The organism is Brasilonema sennae CENA114, assembly GCF_006968745.1.
In the GTDB taxonomy this organism is placed as follows: domain Bacteria; phylum Cyanobacteriota; class Cyanobacteriia; order Cyanobacteriales; family Nostocaceae; genus Brasilonema; species Brasilonema sennae.
The window spans coordinates 654,892-669,369 of the sequence record NZ_CP030118.1 but is presented as its reverse complement, the minus strand read 5'-3'; the positions used below and the strand labels follow the sequence as shown (position 1 = coordinate 669,369).

Annotated in this window: 13 protein-coding genes; all 13 read right to left on the bottom strand. The window is 44.6% G+C overall.

Annotated elements, in window-relative coordinates; all coding sequences use genetic code 11:
- Positions 1-159: 159 nt before the first annotated feature.
- Complete coding sequence (eboE, locus tag DP114_RS02780) at positions 160-1,413, bottom strand: metabolite traffic protein EboE (protein WP_171975386.1); 1,254 nt, start codon at positions 1,411-1,413, stop codon at positions 160-162.
- Between the two features lie 110 nt (positions 1,414-1,523).
- Positions 1,524-2,762, bottom strand: a complete 1,239-nt coding sequence (locus DP114_RS02775) for a 3-dehydroquinate synthase (protein ID WP_171975385.1) — start codon at positions 2,760-2,762, stop codon at positions 1,524-1,526.
- On the bottom strand, positions 2,756-3,235 hold the full coding sequence (locus tag DP114_RS02770; RefSeq protein ID WP_171975119.1) for a DsbA family protein: 480 nt from the start codon (positions 3,233-3,235) through the stop codon (positions 2,756-2,758). The genes DP114_RS02775 and DP114_RS02770 overlap by 7 nt, the downstream gene beginning before the upstream one ends.
- A gap of 4 nt (positions 3,236-3,239) precedes the next feature.
- Positions 3,240-3,329: a hypothetical protein gene (locus tag DP114_RS35660; RefSeq protein ID WP_256379334.1), complete on the bottom strand. Its 90-nt coding sequence runs from the start codon at positions 3,327-3,329 to the stop codon at positions 3,240-3,242.
- A gap of 4 nt (positions 3,330-3,333) precedes the next feature.
- Positions 3,334-4,632, bottom strand: a complete 1,299-nt coding sequence (gene tyrA, locus DP114_RS02765; protein WP_246163040.1) for a bifunctional chorismate mutase/prephenate dehydrogenase — start codon at positions 4,630-4,632, stop codon at positions 3,334-3,336.
- Positions 4,633-4,851: 219 nt separating this feature from the next.
- A complete protein-coding gene (locus tag DP114_RS02760) occupies positions 4,852-6,147 on the bottom strand; it encodes a glycosyltransferase family 4 protein (protein ID WP_171975384.1) in 1,296 nt (431 codons plus the stop codon).
- Between the two features lie 169 nt (positions 6,148-6,316).
- The gene (gene eboC / locus DP114_RS02755) at positions 6,317-7,231 is read right to left on the bottom strand and encodes a UbiA-like protein EboC (protein WP_171975383.1); all 915 of its coding nucleotides are present in this window, start codon (positions 7,229-7,231) and stop codon (positions 6,317-6,319) included.
- Between the two features lie 33 nt (positions 7,232-7,264).
- On the bottom strand, positions 7,265-8,191 hold the full coding sequence (locus DP114_RS02750) for a TatD family hydrolase (protein WP_246163039.1): 927 nt from the start codon (positions 8,189-8,191) through the stop codon (positions 7,265-7,267).
- Positions 8,192-8,237: 46 nt separating this feature from the next.
- Entirely contained in the window at positions 8,238-9,131 is an 894-nt protein-coding gene (locus DP114_RS02745) for an EboA family metabolite traffic protein (RefSeq protein WP_169263046.1), read from the bottom strand.
- Positions 9,132-9,250: 119 nt separating this feature from the next.
- A complete protein-coding gene (gene scyF, locus DP114_RS02740) occupies positions 9,251-10,450 on the bottom strand; it encodes a scytonemin biosynthesis PEP-CTERM protein ScyF (protein ID WP_171975382.1) in 1,200 nt (399 codons plus the stop codon).
- Positions 10,451-10,627: 177 nt separating this feature from the next.
- A complete protein-coding gene (locus DP114_RS02735; RefSeq protein ID WP_169263048.1) occupies positions 10,628-11,992 on the bottom strand; it encodes a ScyD/ScyE family protein in 1,365 nt (454 codons plus the stop codon).
- Positions 11,993-12,236: 244 nt separating this feature from the next.
- Positions 12,237-13,349: a ScyD/ScyE family protein gene (locus tag DP114_RS02730; RefSeq protein WP_171975381.1), complete on the bottom strand. Its 1,113-nt coding sequence runs from the start codon at positions 13,347-13,349 to the stop codon at positions 12,237-12,239.
- A gap of 167 nt (positions 13,350-13,516) precedes the next feature.
- Positions 13,517-14,473 (bottom strand): scytonemin biosynthesis cyclase/decarboxylase ScyC, encoded by a 957-nt coding sequence (scyC, locus tag DP114_RS02725; RefSeq protein WP_169263050.1) that lies wholly within the window; start codon positions 14,471-14,473, stop codon positions 13,517-13,519.
- Between the last annotated feature and the right edge of the window lie 5 nt (positions 14,474-14,478).

The window sequence follows — 14,478 nt, the reverse complement described above, 5'->3', positions numbered from 1 at the left end:
TAATACTTGTACAAAATAGTATTGAAATTTGCTAGTATACAAGTCCTAGTTTCTTCAGCCCATTTTAATGGACTTGGCCTATTAGCCTGGGACTTACAGTCCTAGGCGGACGAGAACCCAATGACTTTGACATTTGTTTGACGAGGTGCAAGATGTCAGTTAATAGCTTATCAACTCTAAAGGCTGGTTATTGATTAACATTTTGGATAACACCCACTCATACTCTCGTTGAATTGATGCTAGTAAATCTAGTTTCATCTCAGTCGGCAGCACTTCCCAAGTATAAGTTTCAATTTCCAGGTGGCTACAGGCATGATTGATTTGTAGCAAGTCTAACACGGTAGAAATGTCGTCTTGAGTAGATTGGAGGTGCTGGTAATCGTGGATAAAAATCGGGACATGAAAGTGAATCCGCCATTCACGGTCTGTGGTATTCTCTAAATCTGGTAAAGCCTTTTCCAAATCTGTATAATGACGTAAGCGTCCTGTCCTTTCGCGGGCTATTACTTGATGTAAGTACGTAGACTCAGCAAAAGGAAGTAACCGCTTTTTCACTAAAGAGCGCTGTTCTATATCGTTGGGTATGTTCACTTGCAACGCAGCACTGATTTGAATTTTACCAACTTGAATTCCTGCTGCTTGAAATTGCTTGAAAACCGAAACTGGGTTTTCATACTCCACAGCAAAGTGGCACGTATCATAACAAACACGGACGTGTTCTAGTATGAGAGCTTCAGCTGCTTCTAAAGAAATCCCCAGATGCTTTGTTAAATATTTTCCCCCAATAGGCAACAAGTGCGTCTGGAAATAATCAACGACTTCGGCGGCATTTTCTATCAATCCATCTGGTTCTGGTTCCAAATCTATGTGCAGGAGTTTTCCTGTTTCGGTTCGGATGCGTGCCATTTGTGCCACAACCTGTGCTAAGTTGAGGCTGGCGCTGCTTGTCAAGGATGTCAGAAAAAGTTGATTTCCCTTGAACCAAGGCTTATATGACAACGGTAGTGTAGAAATGCTACCCTCCATATCGGCGGGCAAGAGTTGTGCCAGGATATTTACCAGTCGTAGGGTATACTCCAATCGCTCCTGCTTAGACCAGTCTGGTGCATAAACTTGGTCTTTAACAACCTGCCAATGAAATCCACCGAAGGGAAAACCATTTAAGGTAAACACGTATAAGTCAAGTTCCGTTAACCATGACTGAAACTCGGCTAAGGCGTTTCCTTGTAGCAGTTCTCTGGTTGCGACATCCGCCAAACGCAATCCAATACCATAGGGTTTTTCTCGGGCTAGCTGTGCTTTGAGTGCAGGAATGTATTGCTTTAAGTTGGCAAAGACTTTGCTCCATTCTTCACCAGGATGAATATTCGTGCAGTAGGTTAGGTGAAAGTTGTGATTTGTTTCTATTTTCATATCTCTCAAGAAACACAGGGAACAGGGAATAGAGAATAGGCAACAGGCAACAGGGTGAATGGTGTTTGTTTCATATGTTGCTAGTGGTTTTCTACCAAACCGTGAGAGGCTTACATCACACATTCCCAACCTGAGGCTGGTAAGGAAGAATTGTAAAACTCACCCAACAACCAAGTTGCTTGCCGAAATAGAGAAATATCTACCTGGTGAACCTCTATACCCTTACCAAGACCTTGCAATAGCGTGAGGGTTAATTCACCGCCCAGGTGTTCGCGAAACTCACTCAACCCCCGGAATAAGCAACGCGGATGTTCCAGTTCTGTTATTTTTTCAGACAGTTCTGGTACGTACAATACAAAGTTTAATGACAACAAAGTATTTAATATCCGCTGCCACTCTAACCGAGACAGCAGCCCTATCAGGTAAGAATAAGTACTGTCTAAAGCAATGCCGATCGCCACTGCTTCCCCATGACGTAATCTATGGTTTGTCAGCTGCTCAAGTTTATGTGCTGCCCAATGACCAAAATCCAATGGACGAGATGAACCCACTTCAAAGGGATCACCATTGTTAGCAATATGATCCATATGCAATTGAGCACAACGGTAGATGAGTTGTTGCATGGAGTTCATGTCTCGACAGATGAGCGCGTCAGCGTGGGTACTGATGTACTCAAAGAAGTCAGCATCCTTGATCAGCGCGACTTTTACTGCTTCTGCGATTCCAGAACGCCAGTCACGGTCATTTAGGGAAGTTAAGAAGCTAAAATCATTTAAAACTGCATAGGGTGGGGCGAAAGTGCCAAGAAAATTCTTTTTGCCAAAGGCGTTAATTCCGTTCTTGACTCCTACAGCAGAATCATTTTGTGCCAACACTGTTGTCGGAATACGAATCAGACGAATTCCTCGATGTGCTGTTGCTGCTGCATATCCAACTAAGTCTAATACAGCACCACCACCAATTCCTAATATGTAGGAGTGGCGGCAAAGCCCCACTTCATCTATTATTTGGTGAATTTTTGAGAGTTCATTTGGATCGTTTTTGGCTGCTTCTCCTGCTGTGATGATGATGGGATCGGCAACAAGTTTAAGTCTATCTGGATGGCGATCGCAATAAGCAGCAATTTGCTTGAGTAGCGTCCGTCGAGACTCCAACAATCCTGAATCTACAACTGCTAAGACTTTTTTTGGTCCTACTTCCCCATCGGCAGCAATCACTTGTGCCAGCAGGGAATTTTTCAGATCAAACACATTATTGGTGAAGTGCACCTTGTACTGGAAGGTGACTGAGAAACTTTGCCGGATGGGTTGCAAATTAAGTGTAGCCTTTTGCTTGATGTCAATTACCATATTTTTGGGGATATTTCTAGAAGCGCGGCACGATTTAAAGCTTGAAGGAACATCTGGCTTGAGTGTGAATTGTTAAGCTTGACTTTGTCGTTGATAACGTAAAAAGGTACGCTAGTGATGCCATTCAATCGAGCAAATGTTGATTCGGCTAGAACCCTATCGGCAAGAGCGTTATCGTTCAATTGCAGTCGTAACTTAGTAGAATCCATACCAACTTTTGTGCCGATAGCAACAATCACCTCAAGTTCACCGAGGTTCAAACCCTCTTCAAAGTAAGCCTTGTAAACTGCTTGCACAACATCGTTTTTTATGTCATCTGCTGCTAAAGCAATCAATTGATGGCAAAGGATAGTGTTGACAGCTAAATGAATCTTGTTAAAATCTAATTTGACTCCTGCTGCATGACCAACGTTTTGCACGTGGTCAAATAGGCTCTCTATTGCTTGCGGTTCTATACCTTTTCTCTGTTGCATATAGCTACGAAATTCGTAACCAGCAGAAGGTAATGGAGTTGTCTAGAAGAAATGGGTGCCACCGAATTTTAACCGTTTGTTGATATTGTGCCAAAGCATCAAAAAGATGCTTCTGACCGATTCGGCACCACGGGCATACCGTGAGACAGCGCTGCAGGAGGGTTTCCCTCCGTAGGCGACTGCGAACCCGAAGGGTATCGTGATAGATGTCGATCAGCATAGTTTTCGTGACTCAGGTTGGCAGAAGTAATGCTTTGTTCGTGAAAAAAGCTTTGAGCAGTTTCAAATTCCTGGATGATTGCAGTTCGATCTTTCTGTGCGACTAAGCTTGCCAAGCGCTGATAAGTATCGGCTAATTTAGCAATGGCATGACATCTATCTTGTGTAGCCAGCATAATGTCTACACATAAGTGTGGGCTTTGAGTAAACAAACGCTTAATGATGTCTATTTCTTGACGGTAGCTTGGACTTGACATGCACAAACTGCGCTCTATGTCAATTTCTTCTTGTGCTAAGAAAACACCAACGCTAAATCGGGAGAAGTGCCTTGTTGCCTGAATAATCACCATCATGTAGTCATGTTCTTCAGGTGTTGAGACTATCACTTCCCCACCCTGACTTTTAATAAAGTCTAATAACCACTCAAATGAATCGTCGTTGCGACCTGGACAAGCCACGACCTTTTGTTCGGCAAAGGATTTGACATTTGGGCCAAACATGGGATGTAATCCCATAACCGGACCACGATGGTATTCAAGCATCGCTGACATCGGCTCAGTTTTGAGACTTGTGATGTCACAAAGTGCTGTGGTTGGTGCAAGATATTGGACCGCACGCTTTATAACATCTGTTGTCCATTGAATTGGAACACAGACGATCACAAGTTCAGCACAACTGAGGAGCTTATCTGCATATTCCCAGTCTTCATTTTCGAGAATATTGACATTGTGACCAGCTGCTGTCAGTTGCTGGGTAAAGAATCTACCCATTCTGCCACGTCCACCGATGATGGTGATTTTCCGGGGTGTTATCTGTGTAGACGAATATGAGGCAACAGTGGAAAGGGCTGCATAACAACTGTTAACTAAATTAAGCCAAACTGATTCAGGAACACCAGCTTGAGCAAGTGAGGAGGCGAGAGTTGCCAGTTGTTCTTCTATAGGTGAAATTTCTGATGCTGTTAAAAGTGTATGGCGTTCGCGTAGCGCGCCCTGTTGCCCAACCGCACTCCGTGCGGTTGCCTCAAAGTTCGGCTTTGAGGAAGCCTGTTCTGGAAGAACAGGCGCTTGCACATACGGGCGATCGCCATTGCTCCCAAGGGCAAGGCTTGCTGTGTGAGTATCGCGCAGCAGATCATACAGGCTTTGATCTGTTTGCTTAAACAATTCTTGAGTCATAGGTTTTTAGAACAAATCAACAGATGCAAACCACACAAAAACGCTTTAACGTCAAGAGTGACTGATGACTAATCAAAAGTAGGTGCTACCACGGGAAACACCGTCCTCGGGTATGGGCAAAGCGCACGCCATAAGGCTAACACCAGTCGCCTAGTAACGGGAAAGCCGTCATTTGCGCCCTTATTCACCTAGGGCGCACTGCCTCGTAGTCAGAATAAGTTAAATATCAATAATCGATTCGCTAGAGGTCAATTTTGGTAACATACCTAAAGAAGGAGATTCGCAGCTTGTAGCAACAACTTCGCTAAATAGGGCTTCGTACTCAGCTAAGGCTTGCTCAAACGAATAGTGTTCTACAGCAAACAGCCTTCCAAAGTAACCCAGTTTTGCAACTTTCTTTGGATTGTTATATAAATCCACGATTCCTTCTGCTAGCGCTTCTGGTGATTCTGGTGCGACAACTATGCCGCCGCCACTATTACGCACTGCCCGTGCTGCTGTACCAGAGACGGGAACTGAGGCGACAATTGGACGACCACTAGCCAACAACAGTGGGATTTTGGAAGGCATATTGAAGGAGATGACATTGCGCTTTTGCACCACCAAACCCACATCTGCCGCTGCTAGCATTTCGGGTAATTTTTCTCGCGGCATCAAAGGTACAAGCAACACGTTGTCAGCCCCACATTTTTGACAATATGCCTCCAATCTTTTCAATGCTTTTTCTTCCCCAGCAATAACAAACACGATTTGTGGTATGTGACGCAGCCTAGATGCAGCTTCGATGACTGTTTCCAATCCTTGTGTTAAGGCAATGTTGCCGGAGTAAAGCACAACAAATTTATCTTGGAGTTGATTAGCGATGCGAAATGGGTTGCTCTTTTTTGGTAAGGGGCGGATAAAATTCACATTCACCCAATTGGGAATGCAAACAATTTTTTGAGATGGAACTCCCTTGTCAACTAAATTCTCAACAAACCCATCGGCAATCACGCTAATAGTGTGTGCGCTACGATATGCAAATTGTTCGATCGCCCTCAATGCGCGAATCATCAATTTGTTTTTAATTAGCCCCATGCGCACAGCGGCTTCTGGTAATATATCTTGTACATTTAGTATGACTGGACAGTTATGTAACCAACCAAGTAGCGTTGCTGGTAAGGAGACCAATAGTGGTGGTACTGTCAGGAGAATAACATCAGCTTGCCAACCGTTGAGAGCTTGTGGCAAGCTTGTAAACACAAAGCTCAACTCCAAGAGCAATCTATCTATCAGGTTTGGTTTAGATTTAATCCGTAAATAACTACGCTGGATAGTCACGCCGTTTTTTTGTTCGGTCATGTACCACTTGCCTCGATACTCTTGGTAGATCTCCCGTTGGGGATAGTTAGGCATTCCTGTAATCACTCGCACTTGGTGACCTTGCTTTACCAGTCCTTCTGCCAGCTCGGTCATTAAAGGGGCAATTCCGATTGGCTCTGGATGATAGTTGTAAGAATAAATGAGAATCCGCATTATCCGTTTCTTTGTTGGGTAAGGTCAAATCGAAGGTGTGAGTTTTGTCGTTTTCTTACAAGATGCACGGTGAGTCGCGGTATGAGGCTAAGCTGAGTAGTATAAATCCAGCATATTCTCTAATGTTTACTCCTGATATAAGCTCTAAGATAGAATTTTAACGTGTGCCTCAAGTAACAGCAAATATTTGTGACAAAGCGATTGAAATTGGTAACAGAATCAGAACCAGTAATCCATATGGCAAGCTAGCAAAACCAGCAGCGACTGCGGCGTCTAAAACTATGAGTGACAAGACTCCTGCACGTACTGCTGTGCGGATGTTTTCTGGAGAAGGTTTGCTCACTGCCTTGATAAAAGGTAGTAACACTCGCACAGCTAGCAACACAATAAATGGCAAAACTGCAAGCAGGTGATAATTCTCTAAAAAACTCAATCCTAACAGTCCAGCTAGAACTGTGCTAATTAGCACAAGTGTGAACACACCCGTAGTACTCTTACCTCCATGAACTTCACCTCGACTAAGAGTTGTTACCGCAGCGATGTAAACAATGGGAATCAGCGCTAAAAACCAGTAGTTTGATACCATTGGTGAAACTGCGCTCACACCAAGCATGAGGTTGCCACCGCGACAAACCCCCATGTTGAGCGGCCCAAAAATCGGGTGATGTTTGCTATATGCATCGTAGAGGATCGCAGCAGCAGCAATGCCACAAGCCAGAGTAGCACTCAACCAGGTAACTTGAGAGGCTGCTAGTATGCCAATACTCAAAAGTAAACTTCCTAGAATAGATGCTGTCAATTGAGATGCTCTACCGCTGGGAATAGGTCGTTCAGGTCTTTCTACAGTGTCTATTTCAGCATCAAAGACATCATTAAAAACAATACCACCCCCATATAAACCTGTTGTTGCTAGAAGCAACCATGCAAGTGATATCAAATCAGAGGAAGATGGGGCAATAAAGACAATGCATCCGGAGGCTGCGAAGCCAGCTAGAATATCTGCCCACGCGGTAACGATGTTAGCAGGTCGTAGTAACTGGAGATATGCCCAAAAGCGAGAAGAATTTAAGGTTGCAGCGTTCATAGCAAGCAGGTGGAGGAGGAAAAGATTGACTTTTTACTCGATCAATGCATACTCACGAGTCGGAGACTCAATGACGGGTTTTTGTCCCCGAAGTACCGAGTTACCACTAAATAGCTGTCGCTGGTCGATGGGGGATGGGTTGAGCCAGTCTGACTCCTGCATTTGACCGCTTTGGCTGTAAGCAGCAAGTGCATTTTCATAACAGACAGCTCGTATATGCGCTTCTATAATTCCCCTTTCTCGCATGAGGTGGGCAGTCTTAGGAACTGCGAGTGGATCGCTGACACCCCAATCAGCACTGCTGTCTACGATGATGCGATCACATCCGTACTGGCGTACAACCTCAACCATGCGGGCATTCCCCATTTTGGTATTGGGGTAAATTGTAAAAGCTGCCCAAAAGCCCCGATCTAAAACTTCCTGCACAGTTTCTTCGTTGTTGTGATCCACAATCACTTTTGATGGATCTAAGCCATGCTCGATACAAACATCCATACTGTGACTGGTGCCTGCTTTTTTATTACGGTGAGGTGTGTGAATCATCACCAGCATATCTAGTTCTCTTGCGAGTTCTAGCTGCAAGCGAAAGTATTTGTCTTCTTGTGGAGTCATGTCATCGTAACCAATCTCACCAATGGCTACAACTCCTTCTTTGCAAGCGTATAAAGGCAAAAGTTCCATGACTTGCTCTGCCAACAATTCATTATTGGCTTCTTTGGAGTTCAAGCCAATCGTACAGTAGTGTTTAATACCAAATTGCGCCGCACGGAATCGCTCCCACCCCACTAAGCTGCTAAAGTAATCTTGGAATGAACCAACGCTGGTACGAGGTTGTCCAAACCAGAAAGCAGGTTCAATAACAGCGACAATGCCAGAGTCCCGCATGTTTTGGTAATCGTCGGTTGTGCGGGAACTCATGTGAATGTGAGGATCTATATACATCATGGGAGTAGTGTTCATTTTTACAAAAATAGTTATAAACTTGTAGTAAGCGCTAGAGCGGTGACTACGAAATAATTAAGCTCTTCCAAGTCAAATGCCCTGCTTGAATTTCGGCTTGTATGTTTGGATAACGGGCAAGGAGTGTTTGAGCAGCTGGTAAAGGACACTCAGCAATGGCGATCGCCGCCCCTGCTTGTTGAACCGGATCGGGGTCTTGTATTGCTCGCTCCAAATCAGCTAACATTGCATTGTCGGCAAATCGCCCCACCAGTCGCCAGAGTTCAGGAGATACTGTACGCTTTGCTGCCCAACGTTCATGGGCATAATCAACTAGCATTCTAGCTAGTTCTGGATTTGCACGCTGGTCAAGCCCTTGAATCAGATGTAAAGGGCTGCCCACGAATAGGGCTTTCAACACCATCTGATTCCAAGCAAGGTCACCCAAATACTGTGCTGGATAGGAATTTCCCAAAGCCACAGCGTTGAAGACTGCGGTCATATTACTGCGAACTCCCTCAGCGGCACGATTACGAAATTTTTCTGGGTAACGCAAAAGTGGTAATGCTTGGTAAAGTGCGACTAACTCTCCTACATCAGCAGCTGTAAAAACTCGCTCTAAGGTTTCTAAATACTTCTGCTCATTATCCTGTGGTAAAGCCAGTACCAGTAAGATGCGAGCAGCTTGATCTACACTCCAATGACTGGGAAACCAACCTGTCCGGGCAGAACAGGCTGCTTCTAGTTCTGTTTTTGTCAGCTGTAAATCATTTTTGCCTGTATAACGAGGCACAGCGCTAAAAGCACTAAAAAATACTAACGTATTGACGGCGGTTTTGATTTGCTCTATCTTCTGTTCTAGCCAGGTAAGAGCTTGACTATTAAGGCGTTGCTTCAACCAATTATGCAGTAATTCATTAGCACTAATTGTTGTTTTTTCTAAATAACTTGCAAAAACCATTACTTTATAAGTATTTAGTTATGTAAAAGAACCAGAATTTTTAGGAATACGTTCCCAAGCTGTAGCCTGGGAACGAGGCGAAAAAAATTAAGGTTGAAGAAGTACAAAATTCGGAGTGTCTAAACAGCAGCTTTTTCTGGTTCCTCTAAACTGAGGGTTGCTTTTTGCTGCTTTTTCCGCAATGTGCTGGCAGTAGCGCCAATTCCCAACAAGCCTAAACCTAATAGTGAAGCAGGTTCAGGTACTTTGGTTGCGCCATCCTTAACGACGTTCAACACTTGAACGCGACCTTGGAAGAAATCGCCTACATACAGCTTGTTATCTTTGAGGGTTGTGCCACCTGTCCAATTAAATCTGCCTGGAGTGAGGTCAAGGGGATTGCCAAAGGGACCGTCAGTTAATCCTGGAGGCGGTACAGGGTTGCCTGATGCATCGAGGGCTGGTTGACCGTAGGAAGTCAGGAACTTACCGTTTTTATCGAAAACCTGAACACGGCTATTGATAGAATCAGCTACATAGACATTCTCTTGGTCGTCCACTTCGATGCCAATTGGCTGAAGAAGCTGTCCAGGTCCGCTACCTACGGAACCAAATGCGTACAGAGGTTTACCATTTGGATCGAGTACCTGAACGCGGTTGTTATATTGGTCAGCTACATAGATATTTCCACTAACTGGGGAAATTCTCGTACCGGCTACACCTTGGAATTCTCCAAGTCCAGTGCCAGTGGTGCCACCAATGACACCAATTTGCTGTCCGTCTGGTGTGAATTTAAGGATCCTTTCACCGTTAAAATCACCAACGTACACGTTGCCAGTTTTGTCAAATGTCACACCAGATGGCCCAAAGAACAATCTACCTGGTACCAGAGGGGTAAATTCTCCATTTGCAAAGGATCTTATAAAGTTACCCTGAGAATCGAATTGATTGATGCGGTTGTTGTAAACATCACCTGCATACAAATCCCCTGTGACTGGATTAAAGTCTACAGTTGTTGGCTCGTCAAACTGTCCGGGTCCTGTGCCACCAGAGCCAATTGCTCCAATATACTCACCACTAGGACTAAATTTTTCAATTTTGTTACCGAGGTTGTAGTTAGGAGTACCATCCGGGTTAACACCGCGACCGTTACTTACAAGGGTATTCCCTTGATCATCCACCGCTATACCTTGGGGAACAAACAGCTGCCCAGGACCGAAACCAGGACTACCAATAGAGCGATCGTACTGTAAGCTTAACGCCATAGCTTGGGCTGCAGCAGCCGCTACGAGAAAGCCGGCACCGATGAAGGCAAGTGACAAATTCTTGACTAATCCCATAGTGAATCTTCTGTGTTATGAGTTATACTTTTACCTAGGTTTATGTCGTTCCCGGATCTAGTCTGGGAACTTCATTCAATATTGTGTTGCTGTCTTTTTGAAAGACAGCTTTCTATTTGAGGTAGTAGCCTATTTCTTGGGGATTCTTTGGCATAATTCCAAGAAACAAACAAGAAATTAGATAGTTTCTACCTTATGCAACAGATCTTCTTGGCGCTTGCGCTTCATTGCTTTTACGCCTACAGCAGTAGCCAGTAATAAACCAATCACAGAAGCGGGTTCAGGAACTTTTGTCGCACCACCAGAAGATCTAGGATCAATCTTGATCAGTTGTCCTCCTCGTTCCCCTGCTACGAGTCTGGCACGATTTGAGATGTATAAATCGCCATCAGGACCGAAAACTAATCCAGAAGCTGCTTCTAGTCCATCACCACTCCAAATAGTTTGGCGAGTTCCATCCTTAGCTATTTTGATTACAGAACCACTGATATCACCAGTGATAACACCACCCTGTTGAATGCCCTTCCATTCTGACTGATTGATGTGTTGCAATGCATACAAATTGCCCTCAGAGTCGTATGTCACGCCAGTCAGCTGTGTAAAGCCATCAGCAAGGACTTGTGTTTGCAAAGTATCGGGGTCAACTTTAAGGATACGTGCTTCATTTTCTGGATAAGGAAAATAAGTGTATTCGCTTAGGGTTAAGCTGCCATCAGGAGCAACTGCGATACCTGTAGGCACTGATTGGTTTGATACCGGAAGACCATTGGAAGCACGACTATAACCTGGGGGTAGTGGTGCGCCTCCTGTTGGGTCTGTTGTCCCCTCAGGAAGAGTTGGGAATTGGTCTGTACTTAGTGATATTACTTTTTGAGGTATGGCTGCTACGTTCTTAATACCGCTGCCGTCTAGTCCTACAGAATAGATCGAGTTGCCACCCCCATCAACGACGTAAGCAGTATCACCCTTAATTGCAAAAGCATAGGGGTTGTTAATCAAATCTGTGCCATCAGGATTATATTTAGCTTCGTAAGCTGCAAAATCGGCAAGACTTGTCAACGAACCGGTGTTTAAATCTACTTTGTATAATTGTCCAAGTAAAGGGCTTTGTAACTTGGTGTCGCGCGAGTTCGGATCGCCAGCTAAGCCATACAAAAGATAAGCGTTGCCTTTGGAATCAAATTTGAAGTCGGCAGGACCGGCAGCTTGTTCGCCAGAGGGGACTAACGCTATGGACGGAAGATTTGAGAGCACAGTTGTTTTTGTACCGTCCTTAGCAATTTTGACAACGCTACCAGTATTACCAGAACATAAAGGAATATATTGCGCGCTGGGTGATGGTATGCAGTTTACTCCGCCGTTTCCATCGCCCCCTCTACCACTCTCTGTTAGGTAAATACTGCCGTCAGGAGCAAAGTCAAGATTCCGTGGGTTATTAAGACCGTCAGCTACTACTGACAGCGATGCTGCTCGCGCAGCTTGTGTTCCACAAGTAGCAGCGACACAAACAGAGAAAAGAAGAGCAAATGACTTGAATTTCATACTTGTAAAAATGGAGTTGTGAAATGTCGTAGGGTGTTAGAGATGAACAGTCCCAATAAGTGGGATGTGAAAATTAAGCATCTGCCGCAATAGTCCCTACCGATAGAGAGGAACTGGCGTTGCTCCGGCTTGAAATTTTTACCAAAGTGGTAGGAGCCTCGCTCTTGTGTTGTGTAGAGGCTCTTATAAGTTGGTTATGACTCTATAGCATGTTCATTCAACAGACATTGAATGAACACAATGATCAATGATGATCAATTCTTATGATTTGCCCTTTTCCTGGCAAACTGCCTCGATTGATTAGATAAAGCGCACCCTCAGGACCAATAGTCAGTGCACTAGGAGCCTCTAATCCATCACCACTGAGAATAGTTGTGCGAGTCCCATCAGGAGTGATTTTGATCAGACTTCCATCCAGCTTTCCTTTCCAGCCTGACTGATTCATGTGCTGCAATGCATACAAGTTGCCTTGATCATCGAAAGCCAGATCAATCAGTTGCGTAAAGCCATCAGCATAGACTGATAGTTGACCATCAGCATCCACTCGGTAGATTTTTGCTTCACCTTCTGGAAAAGGAAAACCAGTGAATGTAGTGACGTAATAAGCACCATCTGGACCTTTGGCGATTCCTGTAGGTACAGATTGAATCGTTATTTGGGATGGTGTTGCATTACGGTAAGCACTGGGAGGTGGCACGTGTCCCCGGTCAAAATTTTGGGAGTTAGAACCAGGGAATATTGGATTAGTAACAGGTTGGTGGGGAAGTACAGCGATTGCGTCCAAATGACTTCCATCGGTGCCTACACTCAGCAAATCGTTTGCACCCGGATCAACAATAACAATCTTGTCGCCATCTATTAGAAAAGCCAGAGGATTACTGACGACATCGCCTCCATCAGGGTTATGAGTCAGTTCGTAGTTGGCTATATCGGCAACAGTAGTCCACGAATTCGTATCGAAATCGGGAGTGATAATTTTTCCTAAGTCGGAATCACTAAATGTGCTGTCGCGTAGGGCTGGATTTGCAGCGTACCCGACCAGAACATAAGGCTTACCTGTAGTATCAAACTTTATATCGTGAGGACCGGCGGCTCCAGTGCCATCTGCAAATGCCAGGGAAGGGAGTCCAGTGACTATAGGTTTTATTGTATCATTCTCTACTTTTAATATAGCACCTGTTGTGCCATAAAGTAAAGAACCTTGACCACTTGGTGATGGAACGTTAGCGCCATCTCCCCCCGTACCAGCCTCTGTAATATAGAGACTACCGTCAGAACCAAAGCTTAGACCTTTGGGATTATCAAGACCGTCGGCAAGTACCGTAAAAGACGTAACAGTAATTTGTTCCAGTTTCATGTGTCACAACACAGGTCGGCTTTAAATTTTCTATGTAGAAGCTCGCATTGTTAACAACAAGCACTGACAGCGTTTTCACCCTGACTATATAAATTTATTTTTTTATTAATTAATTATTCATTGTTAGTAGTTAGTTGTTTTATTAACCACTAACTACTAATAAGTCACTACTTAGCCTGCGGCATATAGCTCAAACCTTGAGCTAATGTATCAAGGTTGCCAGCTTTGCCTTCCAAGATACGCTTGATATTCAAGCTCTCAGAGCCAAAGTCTTCGATTTGGAGTTTACCGTGAGGCAATTGCTCACCTGTCTTCCAGAATGTAATCCGATGCTGGATGAAACCAGGAGCCTCCGGATCACCGAAAGCATGGGAGGTTGGGATCAGCAGCACCGGAGAGCGTTGATAAAATCCGTAGTCTGGATAGAAGAATTCGTGTTCCAGCAAGTACGATTCGTTAACAGGTTGCAGCCGCTGAGTCACTTTGACCTTTTGGTCATATTCATCGCGGAACTCTCCAGACTGACCAGAAATTTCGCCATCTGCTCGCAGTAGGTGTGCCCAATCATCCATGTTTTTGAGGTCTGACAAATACTCAATCCCCATCTCTATTGGGGCATTAACATAGACGGTGTCGGTATCAACGTAATAACGCCCTTTTGCGGCGGCGCTAAGACCAGCTTTGCGTTCCAAATTACCTTTGAGAGAACGACACTCGGAAGTGTGTACCGTGTGAATTCCCTCCATGATCAAGGGACTGCGCCGCTTGGGATCGACGAAACTGATCCAGTGTAAGTACACGCCCTTTTCATCCGTTCCCGGTTCAACGTACTCGGCAGGAAAAAGCAGGACAGGATAAACCTGATAATATTTCTGATACTCTAACCCGCAGTGCCATTCAATGCCGTAAAAATCTGGATGATCGAGTCTTTTGACGTGATAGTAGAGCTTTTTCTGATAACCAGACGCAGTTCCGAGCCAGGTATCTTCGTCAACTTGCTCTTCCATGCGGCTATAAAGCGTCCACTCATTTAAATTTTTGAGACTGCAAAGGTATTCATAGGCAGTCTCTGGAGTGGTCGCAATATATGCTGATGTTGCAAATGTATTTCTTTCCGTTACCATTTGTG